This window comes from Streptomyces sp. IMTB 2501 (assembly GCF_001953885.1).
GTDB lineage: Bacteria > Actinomycetota > Actinomycetes > Streptomycetales > Streptomycetaceae > Streptomyces.
The window spans coordinates 1-25,032 of the sequence record NZ_MQUS01000019.1 but is presented as its reverse complement, the minus strand read 5'-3'; the positions used below and the strand labels follow the sequence as shown (position 1 = coordinate 25,032).

The window sequence follows — 25,032 nt, the reverse complement described above, 5'->3', positions numbered from 1 at the left end:
GGGACCGGGAACTTCCCGGTCCCGCGCGGCGGTTCGTGCTCTGCGCAGGCAGTGCGCGCCTCGCTTCCGTGCCGGATCAGAACCCGTAACCCATCCGGCGCGACAGCTCGGCGCCGGCCGCCACGGTCCGCTTCGCCACCTCCGGCAGCCGGTCCGGATTCAGCCGGTAGACCGGCCCCGAGACGCTGATCGCGGCGATCACCTTGCCGTCGTGCGCGCGCACCGGCGCCGCGACGGCGGCGAGTCCCAGCTCCAGCTCCTCGATCGTGATGCCGTAGCCCTGCTCGACCACGGCCTCCAGCTCCGCGCGCAGCATCGTCGCGCCGGTGATGGTCCGATCGGTGAACCGCGGCAGCGTGCGTGCCAGCAGGCCCTCGCGCAGGGTGGGCGGCATGTGCGCGAGCAGCACCTTTCCGCTGGAGGTGGCGTGCAGCGGTGTGCGCCTGCCCAGCCAGTTCTGCGCGGTGACCGACGCGGTGCCACGGGCCTGCATGATGTTGACCGCCGCGTCGTCGTCGAGCACGGCGATGTTCACTGTCTCGCCCAGCTCGTCGGCGACTTCCCGGCAGACCGGGACGCCCTCCTGGGAGATGTCCAGGCGCACTGCCGCCGCCCCCGCGAGGCGGAGTACGCCGGCCCCCAGGTAGTACTTGCCGCGGTCCTTCGCCTGGGCCACCAGGCCGCGGTTCTCCAGGACGCCGAGCAGCCGGAACGCCGTGGACTTGTGCACGTCCAGCTCCTCGGCGATCTCGGTGACGCCCGCCTCGCCGTGCCGGGCGAGGATCTCCAGCACGCTCACGGCGCGGTCCACCGACTGCACCGCACTGGCCGTGCCACGGCCGTTCTGCCTCTCCGGGCTCCTTGGGTTCTCCGTGCTCTCCTCGCCGCGTTCAGACTGCTTCTGCGTGCGGGTCATGGCTCAACTCTCACCACCTGTGGGCCCGGTTCGGGCCGCATCTGCGGGAAGCCCTTGACGCGACGGTCGTCCCGCCCGGATTCTGTTGCGCATAGCGGCTTGCTCGTGCGCTATACGGAACATCATGTTACCGAAGCGTCCGGATCCCGGAAGGGTGCCGGACGACCCGGACCGTCGACGGTCCGGCATTTCCTTACTGCTGCACCGAGCCGGACCGCCGTAGGTCCGGACTCCCGTCTGTCATCCCTGACGCCTGCATCGAGCAGGTCCCGGACCGAGTGTCCCGGACCGAGAGGGGGGCCCGTGATTCCCGTCTGCCGCCTCGAAGACCTCCCCGAGGGTGAGTCCGTCCGCGTCGAGACCACGCCGCCCGTCGCGGTGTTCCGAACCGACGACGGCGGGCTGTACGCCATCGACGACACCTGTACCCACCAGGACGCGTCCCTCTCCGAGGGCTGGCTGGAGGGCTGCCTGGTCGAATGCCCGCTGCACGCCGCGTTCTTCGACCTGCGCACCGGCGAGCCGACCTGCCTGCCGGCTCGCCGACCCGTGCGCACCCACCGCGTCACCGTCGAGGACGGCGTCGTCCACGTCCACCTCACGGCGGAGGAGGGGACGGCAGCATGAACACCACCGCCGGCCGAGGCGGCCGCATCGAGAACCCCCGTCGACACCGCGGCGGCACCGCCGCGGCCCTCCGCGCCGCGAGGCGCCGCGCGCTCCGATCCGTCAGCCCCCGGCCCGCCGGCCGGACACCGGCGCGCCGTCCCGCCGTTGAGGCACTGGTTCGCCCCCTCCGTCCCGCCACCCACGCAAGGAGCCGTGCCGTATGAGGACCGTGACCATCGTCGGCGCCTCCCTCTCCGGGCTCTACGCCGCCCGGGAACTGCGCGCCCAGGGCTTCGACGGCCGACTGGTGATCGTCGGCGAGGAACCCCACCAGCCCTATGACCGGCCTCCTCTCTCCAAGGACTTCCTCGCCGGCCGCATCGACGAGGATCAGCTCGCTCTGACCGACGCCGTCGAAACCGCCGGACTCGACGCCGAGTGGCTGCTCGGCGTCCGCGCCCGCGGGCTCGACACCCGCGGCCACACCGTCGTCCTCGACGACGGCCGTACGGTCTCCACCGACGGTGTCGTCCTCGCCACCGGCGCCGCCGCCCGCCGGCTTCCCGGCGACAGCCTGGCCGGCGTCCACAGCCTGCGCACCCTGGACGACGCCCGCGCCCTGCGCGCCGACCTCGGCCGAGGACCTCGCCAGGTCGTCGTCATCGGCGGTGGCTTCATCGGCGCCGAGACCGCGTCCTCGTGTGCCGGGCTCGGCCATGCGGTCACCGTCGTCGAGGCCGCACCGCTGCCGCTGGTGCCCCAGCTCGGTGCGGACATGGCCGCCGCGTGCGCCGCCCTGCACCGGCGCCGCGGGGTGGAACTGATCACCGGAACCGGCGTGGCCGGCCTGCGCGGCACCGCCACCGTCACCGGTGTCGACCTCGCCGACGGCCGCACGCTCCCCGCCGACATCGTGATCGTCGGCATCGGCGCCGCCCCCAACACCTCCTGGCTGGCGGGCTCGACGCTCGCCCTGCACGACGGTGTCCTGTGCGACGACGGCTGTGCCACGGCCCTGCCCCAGGTGGTCGCGGTCGGTGACGTCGCCCGCGTGGGCGGCAGCCGGGCCGAGCACTGGACCTCCGCCACCGAGCAGCCCCGTGTCGCCGTGACCAACCTGCTCGCCGGCCGCACCCTCCAACGGGTCCGCACGGTGCCGTACTTCTGGTCCGACCAGTACGGCTCCCGTATCCAGTTCGCAGGCCGGCACCGCGACGGCGACACCGTCCACCTCACCGAGGGCGGGATCACCGACGACGGCCCCGGCGAGTCCGGCTTCCTCGCCCACTACGAGCGAGGTGGCCGTACCGTCGCCGTACTCGGAGTCGACCGGCCCCGCGCCTTTATGCGGGCCCGACGCGAACTCCAGCGACAGGAACGGGAACAGGCCGTACCGGCCGTGCTGTGACGGCGGAGGCGGCCGGTGGTGACCGGCCTCCCGCGCGGGGGCGGTGGGCGACTCGGCGAGGGGCAGCCGACCGGTGAGCGGTGGCGGGCCGGGACCGGCGTGACCCCACTAGTGTGATGCGCCACTAGTGTGATGCGCCAGAAATGACGAGGCCAAGTCGGTAGGCTGTTTTCATGGCGTCTCTGTCCGATCTGACGAAGAGTCTCTGACTCAGGACACCAGGTCATGCCGGCCATGCCCGCTCCTGCTCAGAGATGGGACAGCTGCCCGGTGCCGCCCCGTCGGCGTATCCGCTCCTGCTCGCGCAGGGCAGCCCGCTCCTCGCGCCGGCGGGCGCGCCGCTCGCGGCGCAGCGCCCGGGCCGTGCTGCTCGGCTCGGAGAGGACGCCGTAGCGCTGGTTCCACACCTGGCGGGTCACCCATACGTCGACCACGGCCCAGGTGGCCACCACCGTGCTCGCCACACTGCTGATCACCATGGGGAACGCCAGCCAGGAGTCGGCCATCGTGCACAGGAACGCCACCATCGCCTGGATCAGCGTCACCGCGATGATCAGGAGCGCCCGCACCGCCGCCGTACGCACAGGGTCCGGCATCGGGTGCCGTTTGGCCGGCTCCTCGATCCACAACGGACGGTAGTTCTGCCGCCGTTCGCCGCCGGGCTCCCCGGCGCGCCCCCGCACCGGAATGTCGCGATCCGGCGCCCTCGGATCCCGCCGCGCCGCCGAGCGCTCCGCCCCGCTCTTCTCAGGCGCTTCGCGCCGCTCCGCCGTGCCCATCACCGTGTCACTCCCCACCGCCAGCAGACCGCTCGCCCCTGTGCCACAGGATTCCGACCCCCAGTGACTGCCCGGCTTGCGCTGTTTTACGCCGCCGGGGTGCGGGATGCGGCTCCTGTGGCCCATTCCGCCCCCATTTCCCGTAGAGAAGGACGAATGAGACCGTCGGAAGATTCCCCACCTGCGAAAAATTCCAGCCAACCGCCCCGCTGCGACTTCGCGGTCCCACCGGGCGTGCGGGCCGGATCGAGGTGGCAATCTCCCGCAATGCCCGGACAACTCGCCATGTCTCGCCGCCGGAGTGGAAGTTCGCCCTCCGGACATGTCTTCGAGTTAGGTGTGGGGCGGTAGTAGGCTCGCGCCGTTTGTTGACGGACATGTGCACCCCCGGCCGGCGGGGGTCGAGCTGGGGGAGGCCATGCGCTTTCGCGGGAAGTCGATCCGCCGGAAGATCGTGGCGCTGCTTCTCGTGCCGCTGGTGTCCCTGACCGCCGTCTGGGGCTTCGCAACGGTACTCACGGGGCGCGACGTCGCCCGGCTGTTCCACGTTTCGGACGTCAAGCAGGAAATCGGCTACCCCGCCGAGGACACCGTCCGGGGACTGCAGCAGGAGCGCCGCCAGACCCTCGTCTACCTCGCCGACCCGCGAGCGGCCGACGCTCTCACCGCGCTGCAGCGCACCCGCACCGTCACCGACCGGGCGATCGCCAAGATCCGGAAGAACGCCGGCGACCACGACGTCCTCGATGCCATGGACGCGAACGACAGCGGACGCGTCTCCGCGGTCCTGGACGCCTTCGACGGCCTCGACTCCCTGCGCCGCAGTGTCGAGCAGGGCACCGTCTCCCGCGCCCAGGCCTTCGACCTGTACAACCGCCTCGTCGACCCCTGCTTCACCCTGCTCGCCGGCCTCGAAGGCATCGACGACGTCGAACTGGACGCGCAGTCCCGCGCGATGGTCAACGTGAGCCGCGCCCGCGAGCTGCTCTCCCGCGAGGACGCCCTGCTCGGCTCCTCCCTCGTCGTCGGCACGCTCACGCGTGCCGAGACCCGTGACATCTCCGACCTCGTCGCCCAGCGAACCGTCCTGTACGAGGTCAGCCTGCCGCTGCTGCCCTCCGCCGAGCGCGATCGCTACGCACGCCTCTGGAAGAACGCCACCACCACCCCGCTGCGCACGGCCGAACAGACCGTCATCAACACGGACTCCGGCACTCCACGCGGTGTCACCGCGCAGAGCTGGGACTCCGAGGCCGCAGGCGTCCTGGACCAACTCGGCACCCTCGACGACCAGGTGGGCGACCGCTTCCAGAGCCGTACGCACCCCGTGGCCATCGGCGTCATCCTGCAGGCGGCCGTCGCGGGCATCCTCGGTCTGGTCGCGCTCGTGTTCTCCCTCGTCCTGTCCGTCCGGATCGGCCGCAGCCTCGTCCGGGACCTGCGCCAGCTGCGCCTGGACGCGCACGAGGCCTCCGGCGTCCGGTTGCCCAGCGTGATGCGCCGCCTGTCCGCAGGGGAGGAGGTCGATGTCGAGACCGAGGTGCCGCGCCTGGAGTACGACAAGAACGAGATAGGCGAGGTCGGCCAGGCCCTCAACACCCTCCAGCGCGCCGCCGTGGAGGCCGCCGTCAAGCAGGCCGAGCTGCGCTCCGGGGTCTCCGAGGTCTTCGTCAACCTCGCCCGCCGCAGCCAGGTGCTGCTGCACAAGCAGCTCACGCTGCTCGACACCATGGAACGCCGTACCGAGGACACCGACGAACTCGCCGACCTGTTCCGTCTGGACCACCTCACCACCCGTATGCGCCGGCACGCCGAAGGCCTGGTGATCCTCTCCGGCGCCGCACCTTCCCGGCAGTGGCGCCGCCCGGTACAGCTGATGGACATCGTGCGTGCCTCCGTCGCCGAGGTCGAGGACTACGAACGCATCGAGGTCCGGCGCCTGCCCCGGGTCGCCGTCACCGGCCCGGCCGTCGCCGACCTCACCCACCTCGTGGCCGAACTCCTGGAGAACGCCACGGTCTTCTCACCCCCGCACACCGCCGTCCAGGTGCTCGGCGAGCGGGTCGCCAACGGCTTCACACTGGAGATCCACGACCGGGGTCTCGGCATGACGGCCGAGACCCTCCTGGACGCCAACCTGCGCCTGGCCGAGACCCCCGAGTTCGAACTGTCCGACACCGACCGGCTCGGTCTGTTCGTGGTCAGCCGGCTCGCCCAGCGCCAGAACGTCCGGGTGTCCCTCCAGCCGTCGCCCTACGGCGGTACCACCGCCGTCGTCTTCATCCCCGACGCGCTGCTGAGTGACGAGGTACCGGACACCAACGGCCTCGGTTTCCGGCTCGACCGCGACCGCGGCCGGAAGGGAATCGGGCAGGCGGGCCGAGCCGGCGGACGCGCCACGGGGCCGGTGCAGTTGCCCGGCCTGCCGACTTCGCTGCTGGACGGTCCGGTCGAACTGGAGGCGCCGGTGGATCTCGACGCCATCGACGAATTCCCCGGCGTCCTGGAGGACGAGGAAAGCGAGCGCGGCGGACTGTTCCGGCCCCGCCGCTCCCTCGCCCGCGCCGACGATCCGACGCCCTCCCCGTCCGCCGACCGCGGGTCGGGCGAGGAGGACGGCGACCGCTGGGCACGCGAAGACCACGGTGACCAGAGGGCACGCGGAGGCGACGGAGACCGCCGGTCTCGGGGCGAGGACGGCGACCGCGGGCCCATACCGCTGCCGCGCCGGCAGACGCCCAAACTGGTCAGCTCGCACGGCAAGCCCGTCACCGACCAGCGCTCCCGCCGGGACGACCCCGACGAGCAGCCCTCCGCCGCCGCTCGCCGCCCCGACACCGGCGCACTGGCCCCGCTGCCCGCACGCCGGCGCACCACGGCCGCCCGCCGCCCCGCCGAACCCACCGACCGAGTCGAGGAACGCGGATCGGCTCCCGCCGCGGGCGCCGACGCCACCTCCGAGGTCCCCGCGCTGCCCCGGCGTACCCGGCCCACGCCGCCCGCCGCCGCGGACCAGGGCGCCCCACGGCAGGCCGACGATGCCAGGGCCGGGTTCACAGGCGAGCGGGCCGGTTCCGGCGGCGCTACGGGTGGGCCCACGGGCGGAGAGCCCCTTCCGCGTGGCGGCACGGCCGAGCCGACCGGGGAGGGAGGCCAGCCCACCGGCCAAGCGCCCCGGCTCACCGGCGAGGCGACCCGCTCCGGCGGTCGGGCGCCCCGGCCCACCGGCGAGGTGGAGCCGGCCGCCGGCCCCCTGCCCCGGCGGGTACGGCAGGCCAGCCTGGCTCCACAGCTCAAAGAGGACACCGCGCGGCCGACCGAACGCGCGACGCGACCCGCCGACCGTGACGCCGATGAGGTCCGCAGCAGAATGGCCTCGCTCCAGCGCGGCTGGCAGCGCGGCCGCGAGGAGAACGCCGCGGGCGAGGACGTCCAGAACGGCACAGCACAAGGAACGACTAAGGGGGACGGTCGATGACCGCACCGAAGGCGACCGACCACACGGCGACGAACAAGGGGGAGCTGAACTGGCTCCTGGACGACCTGGTCGACCGGGTCGCCAGCATCCGCAAGGCCGTCGTGCTGTCCGGCGACGGCCTGCCCACGGGTGTGTCCAAGGACCTGACCAGGGAGGACAGCGAGCATCTGGCAGCCGTCGCATCCGGCTTCCACAGCCTCGCCAAGGGCGTCGGCCGTTACTTCGAAGCGGGCAGCGTACGGCAGACGGTGGTCGAGCTGGACGACGCCTTCCTGTTCGTCACCGCCGCCGGGGACGGCAGCTGCCTCGCGGTCCTCTCCGACGCCGACTCCGACGTCGGACAGGTCGCCTATGAGATGACGCTCCTGGTCAAGCGGGTCGGTGTGCATCTGGGCACCGCCCCGCGCACCGATCTGCCCGCAGGCGGGTAGTGGGATGACATGAGCACAGACGGTCAGGGAAGAAACCACTGGTTCGACGACGAGGCCGGACCGGTCGTCCGTCCGTACGCCATGACGCGCGGCCGCACCACGAGCCCGGCCCAGCACCGGCTCGACGTGATCGCGGTGGTCGTCACGGAACCGGATGTCGGCGATCCGGAGAGGGATCCGACGCTGTCGCCCGAGCACGTGGAGATCGTCGGGCTCTGCCGTGACGCACCGCAGTCGGTCGCGGAACTCGCCGCCGAACTCGCCCTGCCCATCGGCGTGGTGCGGGTCCTGATCGGCGACCTCGTGCACGCGGAACTCGTCCATGTCACGCGCCCGGTACCCCCGGCCGAACTGCCGGACGAGAGTATTCTGCGCGACGTCATCAATGGCCTCCGGGCGCTGTGACGGGCCCGGGAACGGAGCACTGACGTGACAGCCCACGGCCAATGCCCCGGCGGCACGGCGGACTTCGTCCCGGGGCGGGCCGTGCGTACCGTCACCCGCCTCGGCCACGAGCCGCGGTCCTGCGACGGTACGCGGCATCGAAACCCCCGGCGGCGGCCACGGTCGGCCGCCGCCCGACCCCCATCAAGCAGGAGAAGAGACCGATGATCTTCGGGCGTTCTGAGCGCGGCAAGCCCCCGGTCGAGCCCGTCACGCTCAAGATCCTGGTGGCGGGCGGCTTCGGCGTGGGCAAGACGACCCTCGTCGGGGCGGTCAGCGAGATCCGGCCGCTGCGCACCGAGGAAGTGCTCTCCGAGGCCGGACGCCCGGTCGACGACACCAGCGGTGTGGAGGCCAAGCACACCACCACCGTGGCCATGGACTTCGGCCGGATCACGCTGCGCGAGGACCTGGTGCTGTACCTCTTCGGCACACCCGGACAGGAACGGTTCTGGTTCATGTGGGACGAGCTGTCCGAGGGCGCCCTCGGCGCCGTCGTCCTCGCCGACACCCGCCGGCTGGAGGACTGCTTCGCCGCCGTCGACTACTTCGAGCGGCGTTCCCTGCCCTTTGTCGTCGGCGTCAACTGCTTCGAGGGATCGGCCCGTTACCCGATCGAGGCCGTACGGCAGGCCCTCGACCTGGACGACGACGTTCCCGTGCTGCTCTGCGATGCGCGTGACCGGCAGTCGGTCAAGGAAGTGCTCATCGGAGTGGTCCAGCATGCGATGGACCACGCGACGGACCGTCGCCAGGCCGCCCTCGGCTGACCCAGGAGGCACGCACCCTTCGTCAGACCCCTGAGGCACGCCCCTTCCGCCGGCCGACGGGCACGGCCCGTACCCCCGCCGACCGGGGTACGGGCCGTGGTCCGGTGAGGAGCACTCCACGCGCGCGTGCGGCGGGCTCCTTCATGTGTCGTACTCCTTCTACGCGCCCTCCGCTATGAGCCGTCCTCCTCCAGCCACCCGAGGCTCTTCTCCACGGCCTTGCGCCAGTTGCGGTACTCGCGGTCGCGTACCGACGACTCCATCGCCGGTGTCCACTTCGCGTCCCGCTGCCAGTGGGACTTCAGCTCGTCCAGGTCGTTCCACACTCCCGTCGCCAGACCGGCCGCGTAGGCGGCGCCCAGACAGGTCGTCTCCGACACCCGGGGCCGGATCACCGGCACGCCGAGGACGTCCGCCTGGTGCTGCATGAGCAGGTTGTTCTTGGTCATGCCGCCGTCGACCTTCAACGTGGAGATCCGGACACCGGAGTCCTGATACATGGCGTCCACGACCTCCCGGGTCTGCCAGCTCGTTGCCTCCAGCACCGCGCGGGCGAGATGGGCCTTCGTGACGTACCGGGTGAGGCCGGTGACCACACCGCGCGCGTCGGAGCGCCAGTAGGGCGCGAACAGCCCTGAGAACGCGGGCACGATGTAGGCGCCGCCGTTGTCCTCGACGCTCGCCGCCAGTGTCTCGATCTCGTCGGCGGTGCGGATGATGCCGAGCTGGTCGCGGAACCACTGGACCAGCGCGCCCGTTATCGCTATGGACCCCTCCAGGCAGTACACCGGCGCCTCCGCGCCGATCTGGTAGCCCATCGTCGTCAGCAGCCCGTTCTTGGACGGTACCGGCCGGTTGCCGGTGTTCAGCAGCAGGAAACTGCCGGTGCCGTACGTGTTCTTCGCCGTGCCCACGTCGTAGCAGGCCTGCCCGAAGACGGCGGCCTGCTGGTCGCCCAGTGCGGAGGCCACGGGTACACCGGCTAGTTGGCCGACCGCCGTGCCGTACACCTCGGCGGAGGACCTGATCTCGGGCAGGACGGCGGGGGGCACGTTCATGGCGGACAGGATGGCCGGATCCCACTGGAGCGTCTCCAGGTTCATCAGCATGGTGCGGCCCGCGTTGGTGACGTCGGTGACGTGCCGACCGCCGTCGGGGCCGCCGGTGAGGTTCCAGATCAGCCAGGAGTCGATGGTCCCGAAGGCGATCTCGCCGCGTTCGGCCCGCTCCCGCAGGCCGGGCACATGGTCCAGCAGCCAGGCCGCCTTGGGCCCGGAGAAGTAGCTGGTGAGCGGCAACCCGGTCTGCTCGCGGAAGCGGTCCTGTCCGTCCGCACCGCCCAGTTCGTTGCACAGCGCTGCAGTGCGGGTGTCCTGCCAGACGATCGCGTTGTGCACGGGCTTGCCCGTGGCGCGATCCCACAGGACCGTCGTCTCCCGCTGGTTGGTGATGCCGAGTGCGCTGAGCTGGTCGGCGCGCAGCCCGGCCTTGGCGAGTGCTCCGGCCACCACGGCCTGAACCTTGGACCAGATCTCGGTCGCGTCGTGCTCCACCCAGCCCGGTTTGGGGAAGATCTGGCGGTGCTCGCGCTGGTCGACGGCGACGATCGCGCCGCTGTGGTCGAAGACGATGCAGCGGCTGGACGTGGTGCCCTGGTCGATGGCGGCGACGTACTTCTCGGCGGTGTCCGTCATGGCTGTCCCTGGGTCGTGGTCGGGTCGCTGGGTCAGAGGGCCGCGTTGGGGTCGGTGGGCAGAAGGCTGCGGGGCGGTCGTCGGCCCGGAAGGCCGCGTCGCACGCGCCGGGTCAGAAGGCCGCGTTGTGGACGAGGCCCGCGAGTGCCCCGCCGATCAGCGGGCCGGCCACCGGGATCCAGGCGTAACCCCAGTCGGACGTGCCCTTGTTCGGTATCGGCAGGAAGGTGTGCACGATGCGCGGGCCGAGGTCACGCGCCGGGTTGATGGCGTAGCCGGTGGGCCCGCCGAGGGCGAGGCCGATACCGACGACGAGCAGCGAGACGACCAGCACCGTGGTGCCGGACTCGCCGAGCCCCTTCGTCTGCCCGAAGGCGAGGATGGGCAGCACCAGGGCCATCGTCGCGATGATCTCGGTGATGAGGTTGGCGACCGGGTTCCGGATCTCCGGGATGGTCGAGAAGATGCCCAGGGTCGGCAGTGGCGCGTCGTCGGCGCTCCCACCCGTGCCCTTGTTGGCCTGGAACTGCGCGAAGTACACCAGGTAGGCAAGAACCGCGCCCAGCATCGCGCCGGCCATCTCGCCGAGCAGATAGACCCAGACCTTGTCCCAATGGCCGGTGTCCACGGCTATGCCGACGGTGACCGCGGGATTGAGCTGGCCACCGGAGAGGGGCGCCGCGGTGTACGCCCCCGCCAGGACGCCGAAGCCCCAGCCGAACGCGATGACGGCCCAGCCCGAGGCCCGCGCCTTGGAGTGTCTGAGGGTGACGGCGGCGCAGACACCGGCACCGAACAGGATCAGGATCGCGGTGCCGATGACCTCGCCGACGAAGATGTGTCCGTTGCTCATAGCGGCTCCCTTGACGCCGGTCGGGGGCGCTCGGCCCCGGCTCTCCGTGCAGGAAGGTTCCCTTGGCGACGTCAGCCGAAGGCAGGGAGCCCCGCGCTCCGCCCGGCGTCCGTGACGAGCGTGCCGTCGCAGCCGTATCGCCAGGGAGGGACGGGCCGTGGAGCAGGACGGACCCATGGCGCTGTGCCTGATAACACCGAGAATGTACGGCGATGTCGACTGACACCGGGAAGTGTTCACCGGCGTCCCGGGGGCGTCAAGGTTGCCGACGGCGACGGTGACAGCGATCTGCCCGGCGGCCCCGCCACCGCCGCAGGGTCTCGACGGACGTGCAGTGGGGCCGCAACGGCCATGTACAGGAAGGACGTTCACCACCCTGGCTCGGCGGCCGCGTATCCGGCCTGAGCCGGTGCCGCCCCCGGACCGCGCCGGACCTCGTGACCGGGCAGCCCGGCGCGCCCGAGCACCCAGCTCGCCCCGCGCAGCGCCTTGGCCGCCTGTTTCAGCGGAGCGAGCTGGGCGGCGGCCTGACGGTGGTCGCCCACGCTTCCCGGTGCGCACACGACGGTCGCGAGGGAGAGCGTGACCGGCTGGTCCGCCGCCGTCCAGGGCGCGTCGAGCACGGCGCCGACCAGCGGACCGAGCGCCTCCTCCTCGGCCAGCACCAGGAAGTCGTCCCCGCCGATGTGCCCCACGCGCGCGTGCCCCGAGACCGCCTGCTGCAGCGCTCGCCCCACCGACCGGATCAGTTCGTCGCCGGCGGCGAACCCGGCACCGTCGTTGACCTGTTTGAAGTGATCGATGTCCAGCCAGCTGAGCGCGAAGCTCCGGCCGTCCGCGATCCACCGGTCCACCTCGCTCGTGATCGTGTCCGAACCGGGCAGCCGGGTCAGCGGATTGAGCCCGGCCGCCTCCTCGACCCGGCTCTCGGCCAGCGCCCGCACCAGGTCCGCGAGCCGTACGACGCCCACGCAGCGCCCGTGCCGGTCAACCACCGCGACATCGTCGGAGGTCCGGTCCCGGCCGCCGATCGCGACGACGTCCAACACCTCCCAGGCGGTTGCGTCGACGCCGACCGTGCGGGGCGCGTCCCCCAACTTGAAGGCCGGCCGGTCGGCGTACAGGGCGTGTCCGTACCGGCCGGACATCGACAGCAGGAAGCGCGAGCGATGCACCGACCGCACGGGCCTGCCGGCCTGATCCACCAGCAGCACACCGGACACGTCGGGTGACCCGGTCAGCAGCGCCCGCACCTGCCCCGCCGAGACGGTCACCGGCAGTACGGCGGCCGGACGCACGAACTCCCGCACCGACGGCCCGGACCGGGGCACCGCGACGGCGCCGGGGGAGCGGGGCGGAACGTATACGTCCGCGGCGGGAATCCGGGCCGGCGGCGCGAACAGCTCGCCCTGGGCCAGCTGGGCCCCGGCGGACAGCGCCGCCGTGTACTGCAGTTCGGTCTCGACTCCCTCCACCGCGACCAGGGCCCCCAGTTCCTCGCACAGTGTCCGCATCGCCCGCACCGCGGCCGGCCGGGACAGCAGCGAGGCGTCGAGCTTGACCAGGTCGGGAGAGAGATCGGTGAGCAGCCGCAACGGTACGTCGCCGTCCCCGATGCCGTCCGCGCTGATCCGGAACCCCTGCTCGCGCAGTGCGGCCACGGCCTCCAGCAGGGCCCGCTGCGGCACGTGCGTGTAGGGCGGGACGATGTCCAGCGTCACCTCCCAGGGCATGCGCCCGGCTGCCCGCACGGCGTCGTGCAGCTGCCTGAGGCCACCGAGGTCGGCGAGCGTGGCCGCGAACACGTTGAGGTGCAGGGGCAGCAGGGTCTCCTTGCGTGTCGCCGCGCGGAGCGCCAACACCGTGAGTTTCCCGTCGAGTTCGGGATCTCTGCGGGCCTCGGCCAGGATGTCACCGGTCTCCGGGCGGGCGAGCGTCTCCAGTGCGGTGACCGCGCCCGTCCTCAGGTTGACCACCGGCTGGAAGGCGAAGCGGAGAGTGTCCGTCCAGGAGTGCACGGGAGCATGATGGCGCCGCCCGGATGCCCCTATGCCCAGTTCATGAGACGTTCACACAGGATTCCGGGGCGGTCACACAGCGTGGGCAAACTCAGCAGCCCCAGCTGTCACACCATGCTCTCCTCATGTTCTCCGTCACCGCACCGCCACCACCGACGATCCATGCCCGAACAGCCCCTGGTTGGCGGAGATCCCGACGCGCGCCCCGGCGATCTGGCGGTTGCCCGCCGCGCCTCTCAACTGCCAGGTCAGCTCGCACACCTGGGCGATGGCCTGCGCCGGCACCGCCTCCCCGAAAGAGGCAAGCCCGCCACTTGTGTTGACGGGTATACGGCCGCCCGGCGCCGTCGCCCCCTCCCGCAGCAGTTTCGCCCCCTCGCCCTCGCCGCACAGCCCCAGATCCTCGTACCACTGCAACTCCAGCGCGGTGGACAGGTCGTAGACCTCGGCCAGCGACAGGTCCTCCGGGCCGATGCCCGCCTCCTCGTAGGCCGCCTGGGCGATGGATGCCCGGAAGGTCTCACCGGCGGCCGCCACCGCCACCGCGGAGTCCGTGGCGATGTCGGGCAGGTCCAGCACCGTGTTCGGGAAGCGCGGGGTCACCGTCGACACCGCCCGGATCCGCACCGGCCGGGCGACTGCGTGCCGCTGCGCGAAGTCCATGCTGGAGAGCACCAGGGCCGCGCCGCCGTCGGAGGTGGCGCAGATGTCGAGCAGCCGCAGCGGATCGGCGACCACCGCGGAGGCGGCGACCTGCTCGGCGGTGACCCGCTTGCGGTAGCGGGCGTACGGGTTGAGCGCGCCCATCGCGGCGTTCTTCACCTTGACCAGCGCGAAGTCCTCTGGGGTGTCCCCGTGCACCGCCATCCGCCGCCGCGCGTACAGCCCGAAGTACGTCGGATTCGTCGCGCCCAGCAGCCGGAAGCGCAGCCAGTCTGGATCATCCGGACGCTCCCCGCCCGCCGGCCGGAAGAAGCCCTTGGGCGCCGCGTCCGCCCCCACCACGAGGACCACGTCCGCGAGCCCGGCGAGTATCTGTGCCCGCGCCGCGGCGATCGCCTGCGCCCCGGAGGCGCACGCCGCGTACACACTCGCCACCCTGGCCCCCTGCCAGCCCAGGGCCTTGGCGAACGTGGCTCCCGCCACATACCCGGGATATCCCCCACGCACCGTGTCCGCGCCCACGATCGAGCCGATGTGCCGCCAGTCGAGCCCGGCGTCCGCGAGCGCCTCGCGAGCCGCCGCCGTCCCGTAGTCCACGAAGGAGTGTCCCCACTTGCCCCATGGGTGCATGCCCGCGCCGAGCACCGCCACGTCCTTCGTCATGCCCTCACCCCCGTCGGCCGCCAGTGCCAGGTCGTCCAGGTCGTCTCCGCGTCCTCGTGGAGCACTCCGGGGACGACCTCCACCTCCATGCCCACCGTCAGATCGGCGACGGTGACCCCGGGAGCCGCCTGTCCCAGTACCACGATCCGCTCGGCGGCCAGCTCCACCGCGATCAACGCGTACGGCTCCCACGGAAGTTCCGGACTACTCACATAGGGTGACGGCGGGCGATATCGACTATCCGTGTACGACCAGATTCGCCCCTTTCGCGACAGAGGGACTTCCTCCAGGGAGCCGCCCGTGCAATACGGATTGCGACAGTGGACGTCCTCGCGTGGGAAGAACACCGTGGCGCAGGACGAACAGCGGGTGCCCAGCAGTCGGAAGCCGTCCCCGTCACCGATGAACCAGCCGGCGACCGCGGGTGTACGTGTCCGAGACAAAGCCCCTCCCTGTCATGATCTGACGGATCGTCAGAAGTGTGTCACGGGTATCCGGAAATGGGCAGGGCGGAGACATGACACGACTCACCCGTGCAGTCCGCGGTCTCGTCACCGCCCTCGCCGCCGTGCTGGCCGTGACCGCCGCCTCCGCCACCGCCCGGGCGAACACGGAGCCCAGGGCTCCGAAGGACTTCGTAGCCCTGAGAACCGTGGACCCGACGATCATCCAGGAGATCCGCTACTTCACCCCGCACAACTTCGTCGGCCGGCGCATCGACGGCTACCAGCAGCCGATCTGCATCCTCACCCGCCCCGCCGCCGAAGCCCTCCACAAGGTGCAGCTCACACTGCTGCGCAAGGGCTACACCCTCAAGGTCTACGACTGCTACCGGCCCCAACGGGCCGTGAACCACTTCGTCCGCTGGGCCAAGGACCTCGACGACCAGGCGATGAAGGGCGAGTTCTACCCGGAAGTCGACAAGACCCGGCTGTTCGAGGACGGTTACATCGCTGAGAAATCCGGCCACAGCCGCGGCTCGACCATGGACTTGACGATCGTGAAGCTCCCGGCGAGGCCGACCCGGCCGTACCACCCGGGAGAGCCGCTCGTGCCGTGCTTCGCGCCCAAAAACGAGCGATTCCCCGACAACTCCGTCGACATGGGTACCGGATTCGACTGCTTCGACACCCTCGCGCACACCCTCGACCCGCGCATCCAGGGCGAACAGCGCGCCAATCGGCTGCTGCTCAAGAACACCATGGAGGGCGTCGGATTCGTGAACCTCGCCGAGGAGTGGTGGCACTACACCTACAAGCCGGAGCCGTATCCGGACACCTATTTCGACTTCCCCGTGTCCTGGAAGTCGCTCATCAACGGCGACTGAGCAGGCTCCGGAAGAGGGTCCTCTTTCGATCGGATACAGTCCGCGCGTGTCCGAAACTCAGCACTCAACTGTCAACTCCGCACCAGACTCGCACTGTTCGAGTTGCGGAGCGCCCTATGGGGAGGGCGTTTCCGGCTGGCCGCGCACCTGCCCCTCCTGCGGGGCCGTCGCCTACCGCAATCCGCTGCCGGTCGCGATCGCGCTCCAGCCCGTGTACGACACCAAGGGCACCGCCCTGGTCGTCATCACCCGCACCATCGCCCCCGCGCGCGGAGGCACCGCCCTGCCCGGCGGCTACATCGACGACCGCGAGGACTGGAAACAGGCCGTCGTACGCGAGCTCAAGGAGGAGACCGGCATTGACGCGGCCGCCCGCGATGTACGGCTCGTGGACGCCATGAGCTCGCCCGACGGGCATCTGCTGCTGTTCGGACTCCTCCCGGAGCGCCCGGTGCACGGACTGCCACCCGCCGACCCCACGGACGAGACCGAGGGCTGGCGGCTGCTGCGCAGGCCCGAGGAACTCGCCTTCCCGCTGCACACCGTGGCCGTACGGGCCTGGTTCGAGGGCCGCTACGTCTGAGTCGCGCGGCTCAGTCCAGCCCCCGTACCCGCACCGGGTAGGGCGGCTCGGCGGAGCCGTTCTCCCCCGCCCGGGTGACCACCACCCCACGGCCCTGCTGGCGGGCGACGTAACGTTCGATCTCCGGTTCGTCCCACCCGTCGCCCGCGTCCGGCACGACCAGACCGCCCCCGGTCCGGCCACGCGCGGGTGCCCACACCTCCAGCTCGATGCCGCCGTCGGCACCCCGCACGGGAATGACCGCACCCGCGCGCGCGAACACCGGTATCCGCGACAGCGGCGCGTCGACGAGAACCTGCGCCGGCCCCTCGTGCGCCTCCTCCGTCGCCGCGTCGTACCAGCGCCCGCGCGGCAGCTGCACCGCACGCCGGCCGGCACCCGGGTCCAGCACCGGAGCCACCAGCAGACCCTCCCCGAGCAGAAACGTGTCCTCACAGTTCCGCAGCGCCCGGTCCTCCGGCGCCCCCCACCACACCGGCCGCACATAGGGGGCGCCGGTGCGCCGGGCCAGATGCGCCAGCGTCATGAGGTACGGCAGCAGCCGCCGCCGTTCGAGCAACGCCACGCGCGCGTGCTCCAGCACCTCGGCACCGAACTCCCAGGGCTCCCGGCGCCCCGCCCGCAGACTCGCATGGGTGCGGAACAGCGGCAGATACGCGCCGAGCTGGAACCACCTCAGATACAGCTCCGGCGACGGACTGCCGTCGAAACCGCCCACGTCCGGGCCCGAGTACGGCACCCCGCACAGCCCGAGCCCCAGCACCAGCGCCAGCGACGCCCGCAGCCCCGGCCAGCCCGTCGCCACGTCCCCGGACCACGTGCCCCCGTACCGCTGCAGCCCCGCCCAGCCGGAGCGTGAGAACAGGAACGGCCGCCGCTCGGGTGCCAGTTCACGCAGCCCCTCGTAGCCCGCCCGGGCCATGCACAGTGCATACACGTTGTGCGCTTCCCGGTGGTCGCCCCCGCGTCCCTCCAGGGCATGCCGGGCCGAACGCGGCAGGGTCGGCTCGCCGAAGGCGTTGAACGACGTCGGCTCGTTCATGTCGTGCCAGAACCCCGCGAAGCCCTGCCCCAGCCGCTCCTCGTACAGCCCGCCCCACCACTTGCGCACGCCCGCGCGCGTGAAGTCCGGGAAGGCCGACTCGCCGGCCCACACCACACCGCGGACCGTGCGCCCGGAGAAGTCCCGAACGAACGCGTCCACGGCCGTACCGCTGTCGTACACGGCGTTGCCCGGCGTCGCCCTCACAGCCGGATCGACGATCGACACCAGCCGGATCCCGTCCCGCCGCAGCTCCTCGGCGAGTTGGGGCAGCTTCGGAAAACGCTCCCGGTCGACCGTGAACACCTGGTGGTCGTCGTAGTGGTCGATGTCCAGGTGCACGGCGTCCAGCGGCAGCCCGTGCCGCTGGTAGCCCGCGACGATCCGGCGCACCTCCTGCTCGCTGCCGAAGCCCCACCGCGCGTGATGGTGGCCCAGAGCCCACGCGGGCGGCAGCGCGGGCGCACCCGTCAGCGAGGCCCAGATGTGCAGCACGCGCGCGGGGGTGCCCACCATCACCCAGCAGCGCAGCGGACCGCCGTCCATCCGCACCTCGCAGCGCCCCACGCGGTCGTGCCCGGACCCGGCGCCCTCCTCGCCCTCCCGCAGCACCACCGTGCCGTCCCACGTGGTGTCGTGGAACACAAGATGCGTGCCGGCGTCGGCCACTACGAGCTGCACCGGCATCGTCAGATACAGCGGATCGTCGCCGGGGCCGAACGCCCGGCCGGGATCGGTGTTCCACAGCCGGTACGTGCCGTCCCGCAGCCGGGGCCCGGACGCCCGGCCGCCCAGACCGAAGAAGCGGGCGTCTGCCGCCACCTCCGAGCGCTGCATCCACCGTGCCGTGCCCCCGCCGGCCGGCTCCCACCAGCGCGGCGGCAGATCGCGCCGCAGGGTCACACCGCCGGGCGTGCACACCTGCACCGCGCCGTGCCGCGAGACGGTGACCGTGACCCGCTCGGCGACCACCCGCCAGCCACCGTCCTTGTCCGGCTCCAGCACCGCCCGCGGATCCGGATCCGGGCCCTCCACCAGCGCGTACGACGGCTGGGGGCCCGCCCCGTCCCACCCCCAGAACACCGCCCCGTTCACCGCGACGGTGATCCGCAGCTCGGACCGGCCGAACCTGATCAGCCCCCCACCCGGCCCCGGCTCCGCGCCCTGCACCTGACCCGGAACCCGCGCCCGCTCGGCACCTCGCCGCGGCAGCCCGGCAGCGTCGATCCTCCGCCTGCGCCACGCGGCCCGTACGGTACGCAACCCCCGAGCCGCCCTCCCCGAACCCACCACACTCACCGAACGCACCAGGTCACGACCGTCCATGCTGCTCACCCTGCCACTGAGCGCCCCACGCGTGCGTGTCGTTCAACTGCCGTTCACCCGTGCCGGGACCACATCTTCACGACACGGACTATGTGGGGCGCGCCCTGGTGTAGAAGTCGATCACATGGCATCGTCCCTGTCAGCCGCGTCACGCGCACACCCCAGCCCGTGCGCGGACCGACGCCCACGACGCGCACAGCCCGGGAGCCGCCCCCATGTCGACCGAGAACCCCCAGCCGCTCTGGCAGCCCGATCCCGAGCGGATCGCCCAGGCCCGCATCACCCAGTTCCAGGCGTGGGCCGCCGAGCACCACGGCGCCCCGGCCGAGGGCGGCTACCCCGCCCTGCACCAGTGGTCCGTCGACCAGCTGGAGACCTTCTGGGAAGCCGTCACGGAGTTCTTCGACGTACGGTTCTCGACGCCCTACGCGCGCGTGCTCGGCGACCGCTCGATGCCGGGCGCCCAGTGGTTCCCCGGAGCCACCCTCAACTACGCCGAACACGCCCTGCGGGCCGCGGCCGACCGCGCGGACGGACCCGCCCTCCTGTACGTCGACGAGACGCATGAACCCCGCCCGGTGACCTGGGCCGAACTGCGCCGCCAGGTCGGCTCCCTCGCGGCCGGACTCCGCGCCCTCGGCGTCCGCCCCGGCGACCGCGTCAGCGGCTACCTGCCCAACATCCCGCAGTCCGTCGTCGCCCTGCTCGCCACGGCCGCCGTCGGCGCCGTATGGACCTCCTGCGCCCCCGACTTCGGCGCCCGCAGCGTCCTTGACCGCTTCCAGCAGGTCGAACCCGTCGTCCTGTTCACCGTCGACGGCTACCGCTACGGCGGCAAGGAGCACGACCGCCGCGAGATCGTCGCCGAACTGCGCCGTGAGCTGCCCACCCTGCGTGCCGTCGTCCACATCCCGCTGCTCGGCACCGAGGCACCCGAGGGCGCCCTGGAGTGGTCGGCGCTGACGGCGGGGGACACCGAGCCCGTCTTCGAGCAGGTGCCCTTCGACCACCCGCTGTGGGTGCTGTACTCCTCGGGCACGACCGGCCTGCCCAAGGCCATCGTCCAGTCCCAGGGCGGCATCCTGGTCGAACACCTCAAACAGCTCGGTCTGCACTGCGACCTCGGCCCCGAGGATCGTTTCTTCTGGTACACCTCGACCGGCTGGATGATGTGGAACTTCCTCGTCTCCGGCCTGCTCACGGGCACGACGATCGTCCTCTACGACGGCAGCCCCGGCTACCCTGACACCGGTGCCCAGTGGCGGATCGCCGAGCGCACCGGAGCCACCCTCTACGGGACCTCCGCCGCCTACGTCATGGCCTGCCGCAAGGCCGGCGTCCACCCGGCGCGCGACTTCGACCTGTCCACGGTGAAGTGCGTCGCCACCACCGGCTCGCCCCTGCCACCCGACGGCTTCCGCTGGCTTCACGATGAGTTCGCACAGAGCGGGGCCGACCTGTGGATCGCCTCCGTCAGCGGCGGCACCGACGTCTGCTCCTGCTTCGCCGGCGGCGTACCGACGCTCCCCGTGTACACCGGCGAGCTCCAGGCGCCCGGCCTCGGCACCGACCTGCAGGCCTGGGACCCGAGCGGGAACCCCGTCATCGACGAGGTCGGCGAGCTGGTCGTCACCAACCCCATGCCCTCCATGCCGATCCGCTTCTGGAACGACCCCGACGGCAGCCGCTACCACGACAGCTACTTCGACACCTATCCCGGCGTCTGGCGGCACGGTGACTGGATCACCGTCACCTCACGCGGCACCGTGATCATCCACGGCCGCTCCGACTCCACCCTCAACCGGCAGGGCGTACGCATGGGCTCGGCCGACATCTACGAGGTCGTCGAGCGCCTGCCCGAGATCAGGGAATCCCTCGTCATCGGCATCGAACAGCCCGACGGCGGCTACTGGATGCCGCTGTTCGTGCACCTCGCGCCGGGCGCCCTGCTCGACGAGGCACTCCTGAACCGCATCAAGCAGACCATCCGCGAACAGCTCTCGCCACGGCACGTACCCGACGAGATCATCGAGGTCCCCGGCATCCCGCACACCCTCACCGGCAAGCGCATCGAGGTCCCCGTCAAGCGCCTCCTGCAGGGCACGCCCCTGGAAAAGGCGGTCAACCCCGGCTCCATCGACAACCTCGCCCTGCTCGACTTCTACGAGGAACTCGCCCGCAAGCGCGCCTGACCCCACGGGCACTACGCCTCTTCGCCGGCCTCGGACTCGCCCGGCACGGCAGCGAAGTCCGAGGCCGGCCGCGCACCATCGGTCGGCTCCAACCCGGCGACGGTGATCCGCACGCCCGACCGGGAGGACAGACAGAACCTCGTGCCCAGGCACCCCCACAGGTTCAACCCGCTCCGGACCGTCTCCGGCGCCACCGCCGCCGCGACCTGCGCACTCCAGCATCGCCGGGTCCGCGACCGCAGCAAGAGGAGCCCGTTGTCAGTGCCGCCGGTTACGGTGAGTGAGCATTGATCGACTGCGCACTTTGGGGGAAACATGGCGCACACCGACCACCAGACCCTGCGACGCGTCCTGCGCCGCGAGATCGCCGGCACCATCGGCCTGCTCACCGACGAACACGACTTCCGCGCCATGCGGCGCTACCGCAGCTTCACCTTCGATGACCACGCGACCTACCTCCAACAGGTCGAGTCCGTCCTCAAGACCCGAGCCGCCCAGGGCACCCACACCACCCTCGCCCTGTTCGACCCCGAGGACTACGCCGACTATTGCGAGCAAGCCGGCCTCGACCCGGAAGCCCCGGCCAGCCGGACCCGTTTCACCGCCGAACTCGCGGCCACGGGCCCCACGATCCCCTACGACGGCCAACCCCTCGCCACCCTCGTACCGGCCCTCGTGGACGAAGCCGTACGACAGGCCACATGGGAGTACGCCACCACCCTGCTCTCCCGCCTCGGCCCCTGCCCCACCTGCGGCGAGGACATCGGCAGGGCGGGCTTCTCCCGCGCCTCCGACCTCCTCGTCCGCATCCTTGACACCGCACCACCGGGCGACCGGCACCTCGTGTGCAGCGTCTCCGGGCCACCGGACACCCTCGTCTCCGTCCTGCACGCCGACCAGGACAGCCACGGCGACACCCGCCTCGACGAGGCCGAAGCCCTCGAATTCACCAGCGTCCTCGCCCTCGGCCTCGCGACCCGCAGCCCCGGCGGACTCGTCCTGCGCACCAGCGCCCCGGGCACCACCGACCGCGTCTACGGCTGGCGACTGCGCGCCGGCTCCCTCGAACCCCTCACTGCCTCCGAGGTGTTCGACGCCTACTGCACCGACGTCGAATCCGGAGATCTCATCTCCCCGGAATCCGGCGTCGACTACTGCGAACCCCCCGACCTCGGAGAGGAGAACACAGCACCGGGCCACCGCCACTGAACGCGCCAGGGGCGCCCCACCCGAAGGCGGGACGCCCCTGAACCCGGCAGACCGGACGCGTCGGCCCGGCTACTCGCCGGACAGCACCGCCTGAGCGGCGCTGCGCGCCTCCTCGGCGCTCTCCGCGGCACGCGCGGCCGCCGCGGCCCGCTCGCACTGCGCCAGCGTGTACTTCGCCAGCGTTGCCCGGACATAAGGAATCGACGCCGAACCCATGGACAGGGAGGTGACCCCCAGACCGGCCAGCACACAGGCCAGCAGCGGGTCGGACGCGGCCTCACCGCACACACCACAGCTCTTGCCCTCGGCCTTGGCCGACTCCGCCGACAGCGCGACCAGATCCAGCAGCGCCGGCTGCCACGGGTCCTGAAGCCGGGACACCGCGCCCACCTGCCGGTCGGCCGCGAACGTGTACTGCGCGAGGTCATTGGTACCCAGCGACAGGAACTCGACCTCCTGCAGGATCGAACGCGCCCGCAGCGCGGCCGACGGGATCTCCACCATCGCGCCGAACTTCGCCTGCAACCCCGCCTCACGGCAGGCGTCCGCGAACGCCTTCGCGTCCCTGCGGTCCGCGACCATCGGCGCCATGACCTCGAGGTAGACGGGCAGCCCCTCGGCGGCCTTCGCCAGCGCGGTCAGCTGCGTACGCAGGATCTCGGGATGGTCCAGCAGCGTCCGCAGACCCCGCACGCCCAGCGCCGGGTTCGGCTCGTCGGCCGGAGTCAGGAAGTCCAGCGGTTTGTCCGCACCCGCGTCCAGCACCCGCACGACCACACGGCCCTCGGGGAACGCCTCCAGGACTTGCCGGTAGGCCTGTACCTGCTTCTCTTCGGAAGGAGCGTTCTTGCTGTCGTCCAGGAACAGGAACTCGGTACGGAACAGACCGACACCCTCGGCCCCGGCCTCCACAGCGGCCGGTACGTCCGCCGGCCCGCCCACGTTGGCCAGCAGCGGCACCTTGTGCCCGTCCGCGGTCGCGCCCGGCCCGGTCGAGGCGGCCAGCGCGGCCTTCCGCGCGGCGGCCGCGGCCTCCAGCTCCGCCTTCTTCGCCTCACTCGGGTTCACGAAGATGTCGCCGGTGCTGCCGTCGACGGCGATCACCGTGCCCTCGGCCAGCTCACCGGCACCCGGCAGCGCCACGACCGCCGGCACCCCCAGCGCCCGCGCCAGGATCGCGCTGTGGCTGGTCGGCCCGCCCTCCTCGGTCACGAAACCGAGCACCAGAGATGGGTCCAGCAGCGCGGTGTCGGCAGGAGCCAGGTCCCGGGCCACGAGCACATACGGCTGGTCGCTGTCCGGCACGCCCGGCATCGGAACGCCCAGCAGCCGGGCGACGATACGATTCCGCACGTCATCCAGGTCGGCCACTCGGCCGGCGAGGTACTCACCGGCACCAGCGAGCAGCTCCCGGTACGCCGCGAAGGCGTCGTACACCGCACGCTCGGCCGTACTGCCGACGGCGATTCGCCGGTCCACGTCCGCCATCAGCTCGGGGTCCTGAGCCATCATGGCCTGCGCCTCGAGCACGGCCTGGGCCTCGCCCCCCGCCAGATTTCCGCGCGCCATCAGATCGGCGGCAACGGCGTCCACGGCCTGGCGGGCGCGCCCCTGCTCACGCTCCGCCTCCTCCGCGGGAATGGACTTGACCGGCGGCTCCAGCACCGCCGTACCCATGTGCCGAACCTCGCCGATGGCCACGCCATGGCTCACGCCCACGCCTTGCAGCGTTGTCTCCATCTCACCCGTCTCCGATAGTGCGGCGGGTCCCGCCGCCGCGATGGTTGTCCTGATCGCCGCCCGCAGACGGCACCGCCGTCAGTTCCAGGCGAAGAGGCTGTCGCCGGCCTTCACGTCTCCGCTGTCACGGAGATCGGAGAGGGACTCGGCCGTGGCTTCGAGAGCGACGACGGGGCATACCGGTGACTTGCCGGCGGCCTCCACGGCGGCGGGGTTCCAGCGCACGATGGCCTGGCCGCGCGTCACGGTGTCCCCTTTGTTGACGAGCAGCTCGAAGCCCTCGCCGTTGAGCTGCACGGTGTCGATGCCGAGATGGGTGAGCACGCCGTGCCCACTCTCGTCCACCACGACGAAGGCGTGCGGGTGCAGGGAGACGATGACGCCGTCCACGGGCGCGACGGCCTCGGACGCCTCACGCACGGGGTCGATCGCGGTGCCCGGGCCGACCATGGCCCCGGAGAAGACCGGATCCGGCACCTCGGCCAGTCCGATGGCACGTCCGGCAAGAGGGGACGTCACGGTGGTCATGGGAAGCCTCCCAAGGAGTGGAGCTGCTTACGGGCCGTCACTGCCTGTCCCGGACGGCACACTGAGCAGCAGGGTATGTCATATGAAGTGGCGGTTCCGTTTAGAAGCTACCAGTTAGTGGTCTAGACCACCAGCCCCGTGGATTTGCACGGCCTTCAAGACTCCGTGTACAGTCGTACTCCTGCCTGGGGCGGAGGAACGCGAGAGCGCCCTCGCCCAGCGGAACCCAAACTCGTCAGATCCTATCTCTGGATCCGCTTCTGCATGTCCGCAGGAGGGTGGTCAGAGGGCCGGAAAAACCCTGATAGAGTTTGGAACACCGAAGGGAAGCGCCCGGAGGAAAGCCCGAGAGGGTGAGT

Annotated in this window: 20 protein-coding genes; 10 read left to right on the top strand and 10 right to left on the bottom strand. The window is 71.4% G+C overall.

Annotated elements, in window-relative coordinates:
* Positions 1-76: 76 nt before the first annotated feature.
* Positions 77-916, bottom strand: coding sequence for an IclR family transcriptional regulator (locus AV521_RS28690; protein WP_371917073.1), 840 nt, complete (start codon positions 914-916; stop codon positions 77-79).
* A 303-nt stretch (positions 917-1,219) separates the two neighbouring features.
* Between AV521_RS28690 and AV521_RS28685 the strand changes: the two genes are divergently transcribed.
* Together AV521_RS28685 and AV521_RS28680 are read left to right on the top strand one after the other, a co-directional pair.
* Entirely contained in the window at positions 1,220-1,543 is a 324-nt protein-coding gene (locus AV521_RS28685; protein ID WP_076092190.1) for a bifunctional 3-phenylpropionate/cinnamic acid dioxygenase ferredoxin subunit, read from the top strand.
* A 202-nt stretch (positions 1,544-1,745) separates the two neighbouring features.
* Positions 1,746-2,933 carry an NAD(P)/FAD-dependent oxidoreductase gene (locus AV521_RS28680; RefSeq protein ID WP_179023452.1) on the top strand — a complete coding sequence of 396 codons (1,188 nt, stop codon included), beginning with the start codon at positions 1,746-1,748 and terminating at the stop codon, positions 2,931-2,933.
* 248 nt (positions 2,934-3,181) lie between these two features.
* Here the strand turns inward: AV521_RS28680 and AV521_RS28675 are convergent, their stop codons facing one another.
* Complete coding sequence (locus AV521_RS28675; RefSeq protein ID WP_076092188.1) at positions 3,182-3,712, bottom strand: hypothetical protein; 531 nt, start codon at positions 3,710-3,712, stop codon at positions 3,182-3,184.
* Positions 3,713-4,130: 418 nt separating this feature from the next.
* On the opposite strand from AV521_RS28675, the gene AV521_RS28665 reads away from it, so the two are divergent.
* The 4 genes from AV521_RS28665 (at position 4,131) to AV521_RS28650 (ending at position 8,835) form a co-directional block, all read left to right on the top strand.
* Entirely contained in the window at positions 4,131-7,190 is a 3,060-nt protein-coding gene (locus AV521_RS28665) for a nitrate- and nitrite sensing domain-containing protein (protein WP_179023449.1), read from the top strand.
* Positions 7,187-7,621: a roadblock/LC7 domain-containing protein gene (locus AV521_RS28660; RefSeq protein WP_076092184.1), complete on the top strand. Its 435-nt coding sequence runs from the start codon at positions 7,187-7,189 to the stop codon at positions 7,619-7,621. The genes AV521_RS28665 and AV521_RS28660 overlap by 4 nt, the downstream gene beginning before the upstream one ends.
* Positions 7,622-7,630: 9 nt before the next feature.
* A complete protein-coding gene (locus tag AV521_RS28655) occupies positions 7,631-8,026 on the top strand; it encodes a DUF742 domain-containing protein (RefSeq protein WP_076092182.1) in 396 nt (131 codons plus the stop codon).
* A 203-nt stretch (positions 8,027-8,229) separates the two neighbouring features.
* On the top strand, positions 8,230-8,835 hold the full coding sequence (locus AV521_RS28650; protein WP_076092180.1) for an ATP/GTP-binding protein: 606 nt from the start codon (positions 8,230-8,232) through the stop codon (positions 8,833-8,835).
* 173 nt (positions 8,836-9,008) lie between these two features.
* Here AV521_RS28650 and glpK read toward each other — a convergent pair whose 3' ends face one another.
* The 5 genes from glpK to AV521_RS28625 form a co-directional block, all read right to left on the bottom strand.
* Positions 9,009-10,529 carry a glycerol kinase GlpK gene (gene glpK, locus AV521_RS28645; protein ID WP_076092178.1) on the bottom strand — a complete coding sequence of 507 codons (1,521 nt, stop codon included), beginning with the start codon at positions 10,527-10,529 and terminating at the stop codon, positions 9,009-9,011.
* Between the two features lie 112 nt (positions 10,530-10,641).
* Entirely contained in the window at positions 10,642-11,382 is a 741-nt protein-coding gene (locus AV521_RS28640; protein ID WP_076092176.1) for an MIP/aquaporin family protein, read from the bottom strand.
* Between the two features lie 368 nt (positions 11,383-11,750).
* A complete protein-coding gene (locus tag AV521_RS28635; protein ID WP_076092174.1) occupies positions 11,751-13,400 on the bottom strand; it encodes a GGDEF domain-containing protein in 1,650 nt (549 codons plus the stop codon).
* 135 nt (positions 13,401-13,535) lie between these two features.
* On the bottom strand, positions 13,536-14,726 hold the full coding sequence (locus AV521_RS28630; RefSeq protein WP_076092172.1) for a lipid-transfer protein: 1,191 nt from the start codon (positions 14,724-14,726) through the stop codon (positions 13,536-13,538).
* Positions 14,723-15,169 (bottom strand): Zn-ribbon domain-containing OB-fold protein, encoded by a 447-nt coding sequence (locus AV521_RS28625; protein WP_076092170.1) that lies wholly within the window; start codon positions 15,167-15,169, stop codon positions 14,723-14,725. The genes AV521_RS28630 and AV521_RS28625 overlap by 4 nt, the downstream gene beginning before the upstream one ends.
* Before the next feature lie 74 nt (positions 15,170-15,243).
* Between AV521_RS28625 and AV521_RS28620 the strand changes: the two genes are divergently transcribed.
* Positions 15,244-16,053, top strand: a complete 810-nt coding sequence (locus tag AV521_RS28620) for a M15 family metallopeptidase (RefSeq protein WP_076092169.1) — start codon at positions 15,244-15,246, stop codon at positions 16,051-16,053.
* A 46-nt stretch (positions 16,054-16,099) separates the two neighbouring features.
* Positions 16,100-16,636 (top strand): NUDIX domain-containing protein, encoded by a 537-nt coding sequence (locus AV521_RS28615; protein WP_076092167.1) that lies wholly within the window; start codon positions 16,100-16,102, stop codon positions 16,634-16,636.
* Between the two features lie 10 nt (positions 16,637-16,646).
* Here the strand turns inward: AV521_RS28615 and AV521_RS28610 are convergent, their stop codons facing one another.
* A complete protein-coding gene (locus AV521_RS28610) occupies positions 16,647-19,004 on the bottom strand; it encodes a glycoside hydrolase family 31 protein (protein ID WP_179023447.1) in 2,358 nt (785 codons plus the stop codon).
* Positions 19,005-19,219: 215 nt separating this feature from the next.
* Here AV521_RS28610 and AV521_RS28605 point away from each other — a divergent pair, with 215 nt between their 5' ends.
* Positions 19,220-21,196 (top strand): acetoacetate--CoA ligase, encoded by a 1,977-nt coding sequence (locus AV521_RS28605; protein ID WP_076092163.1) that lies wholly within the window; start codon positions 19,220-19,222, stop codon positions 21,194-21,196.
* Positions 21,197-21,511: 315 nt separating this feature from the next.
* Positions 21,512-22,405 (top strand): hypothetical protein, encoded by an 894-nt coding sequence (locus tag AV521_RS28600; protein WP_076092161.1) that lies wholly within the window; start codon positions 21,512-21,514, stop codon positions 22,403-22,405.
* A gap of 69 nt (positions 22,406-22,474) precedes the next feature.
* On the opposite strand, the gene ptsP is transcribed toward AV521_RS28600, so the two are convergent.
* On the bottom strand, positions 22,475-24,145 hold the full coding sequence (gene ptsP / locus AV521_RS28595; protein WP_076092159.1) for a phosphoenolpyruvate--protein phosphotransferase: 1,671 nt from the start codon (positions 24,143-24,145) through the stop codon (positions 22,475-22,477).
* A 78-nt stretch (positions 24,146-24,223) separates the two neighbouring features.
* Positions 24,224-24,673, bottom strand: a complete 450-nt coding sequence (locus AV521_RS28590; protein WP_076092157.1) for a PTS glucose transporter subunit IIA — start codon at positions 24,671-24,673, stop codon at positions 24,224-24,226.
* Positions 24,674-25,032: the final 359 nt, after the last annotated feature.

Coding starts and splice junctions, on each gene's coding strand:
- AV521_RS28690 (WP_371917073.1), bottom strand. CDS start 916: ATGACCCGCACGCAGAAGCAGTCTGAACGCGGCGAGGAGAGCACGGAG.
- AV521_RS28680 (WP_179023452.1), top strand. CDS start 1,746: ATGAGGACCGTGACCATCGTCGGCGCCTCCCTCTCCGGGCTCTACGCC.
- AV521_RS28675 (WP_076092188.1), bottom strand. CDS start 3,712: ATGGGCACGGCGGAGCGGCGCGAAGCGCCTGAGAAGAGCGGGGCGGAG.
- AV521_RS28665 (WP_179023449.1), top strand. CDS start 4,131: ATGCGCTTTCGCGGGAAGTCGATCCGCCGGAAGATCGTGGCGCTGCTT.
- AV521_RS28660 (WP_076092184.1), top strand. CDS start 7,187: ATGACCGCACCGAAGGCGACCGACCACACGGCGACGAACAAGGGGGAG.
- AV521_RS28655 (WP_076092182.1), top strand. CDS start 7,631: ATGAGCACAGACGGTCAGGGAAGAAACCACTGGTTCGACGACGAGGCC.
- AV521_RS28650 (WP_076092180.1), top strand. CDS start 8,230: ATGATCTTCGGGCGTTCTGAGCGCGGCAAGCCCCCGGTCGAGCCCGTC.
- glpK (WP_076092178.1), bottom strand. CDS start 10,529: ATGACGGACACCGCCGAGAAGTACGTCGCCGCCATCGACCAGGGCACC.
- AV521_RS28640 (WP_076092176.1), bottom strand. CDS start 11,382: ATGAGCAACGGACACATCTTCGTCGGCGAGGTCATCGGCACCGCGATC.
- AV521_RS28630 (WP_076092172.1), bottom strand. CDS start 14,726: ATGACGAAGGACGTGGCGGTGCTCGGCGCGGGCATGCACCCATGGGGC.
- AV521_RS28620 (WP_076092169.1), top strand. CDS start 15,244: ATGACACGACTCACCCGTGCAGTCCGCGGTCTCGTCACCGCCCTCGCC.
- AV521_RS28610 (WP_179023447.1), bottom strand. CDS start 19,004: ATGGACGGTCGTGACCTGGTGCGTTCGGTGAGTGTGGTGGGTTCGGGG.
- AV521_RS28605 (WP_076092163.1), top strand. CDS start 19,220: ATGTCGACCGAGAACCCCCAGCCGCTCTGGCAGCCCGATCCCGAGCGG.
- AV521_RS28600 (WP_076092161.1), top strand. CDS start 21,512: ATGGCGCACACCGACCACCAGACCCTGCGACGCGTCCTGCGCCGCGAG.
- ptsP (WP_076092159.1), bottom strand. CDS start 24,145: ATGGAGACAACGCTGCAAGGCGTGGGCGTGAGCCATGGCGTGGCCATC.
- AV521_RS28590 (WP_076092157.1), bottom strand. CDS start 24,673: ATGACCACCGTGACGTCCCCTCTTGCCGGACGTGCCATCGGACTGGCC.